The sequence below is a fragment of the Streptomyces malaysiense genome, assembly GCF_000980885.2.
Taxonomy (GTDB): Bacteria; Actinomycetota; Actinomycetes; order Streptomycetales; family Streptomycetaceae; genus Streptomyces; species Streptomyces malaysiense.
The window spans coordinates 1-1,386 of the sequence record NZ_LBDA02000189.1; the positions used below are offsets into that span (position 1 = coordinate 1).

The 1,386-nt window shown below is 68.7% G+C and carries 1 protein-coding gene; it reads right to left on the reverse strand.

Annotated elements, in window-relative coordinates; all coding sequences use genetic code 11:
• Positions 1 to 1,370: amino acid adenylation domain-containing protein (locus VT52_RS34850; RefSeq protein ID WP_338059216.1), on the reverse strand; the 1,370-nt coding region annotated here is incomplete at its 3' end.
• Positions 1,371 to 1,386: the final 16 nt, after the last annotated feature.

A 1,386-nucleotide genomic window follows, 5' to 3' on the forward strand; every position in this document is an offset into this window, starting at 1 on the left:
TCCGGCAGGGCCCTGCGGTCGATCTTGCCGTTGGTGGTCAGCGGGAACGCGTCCAGAACCACCACCGCGGCGGGAACCATGTACTCGGGCAGCCGCTCGCCCACGAACTCCCGCAGGGTGCGGGCCTCGGGCAGGCACGCGGGATCGTCCGGTGACACGTAGCCGATGAGTTGCCTGGTGCCGGAGGCGGTGGTCCGTGCGACGACCAGGGCGCGCCCGACCAGCGGGTGGGCCGCGAGCACGGCCTCGATCTCACCCAGCTCGATCCGGAAACCCCGCACCTTCACCTGGTCGTCGGCCCGACCCAGATACTCCAGCTCCCCCTCACCGTTCCACCGCACCAGGTCACCCGTGCGATACAACCGCTCACCCGCACCGAAGGGATCGGCGACGAAACGCTCGGCGGTCAGCGACGCACGACGCCGATAACCACGGGCGAGTCCGGCGCCGGCGACATACAACTCACCCGCCGTGCCCGGCGGCACCACCCGCAACCGCCCGTCCAGCACATACGCCCGCATCCCCGCCAACGGACGCCCGATCGGCACCTCCGACACACCCGCACCCAGACCGTCCATCCGATGACACGCCGCGAACGTCGTCGTCTCCGTCGGCCCGTACCCGTTCACCACCACCAGCCCCGGACACACCGCCTGCACCCGACGCACCGCCGCAGCCGACACCACATCCCCACCGGCCCACACCTGCACCACCGACGCGAAACACTCCGGATACTCCTGCGCCATCACCGCGAACAGACCAGCCGTCAGCCACAACCCCCGCACCCCACTCGAACGGATCAACCCAGCCAACTCACCCGCATCCACCCGCCCCGCAGGCGCCACCACCACCTGACCACCGTTCAACAACGGCACCCACACCTCATACGTCGACGCATCGAACGAATGCGGCGAATGCACCAACACCCGCCCATGCGCCCCACCCGCGAACACCGCATCACACGCCAGCGCCACCACATCCCGCTGACGAACCGCCACCCCCTTCGGCACACCCGTCGAACCCGACGTGAACATCACATACGCCAACTGATCCGGAAGAACCCGCACACCCGGATCCACCACCGGACAACCCACCGACGCCACGACATCCTCCGCCGTCAGCGTCACCACCACCCCAGCCGCCTCACACACCCGCGCGCAATGCTCCGACGACCACTCAGGGAACAACGGCACATAAGCCGCACCCGCCTTCGCGATCCCCAGCTCAGCCACCACCAACTCCACCGACCGCTCCATACGGACCGCCACCAGCGACTCCGCACCCACACCCCGACCCCGCAACCACCACGCCAGCTGATTCGCACGCGCCTCCAACTCCGCATACGACAACCGCACCTCACCGAACTCCACCGCCAACGCCCCAGGA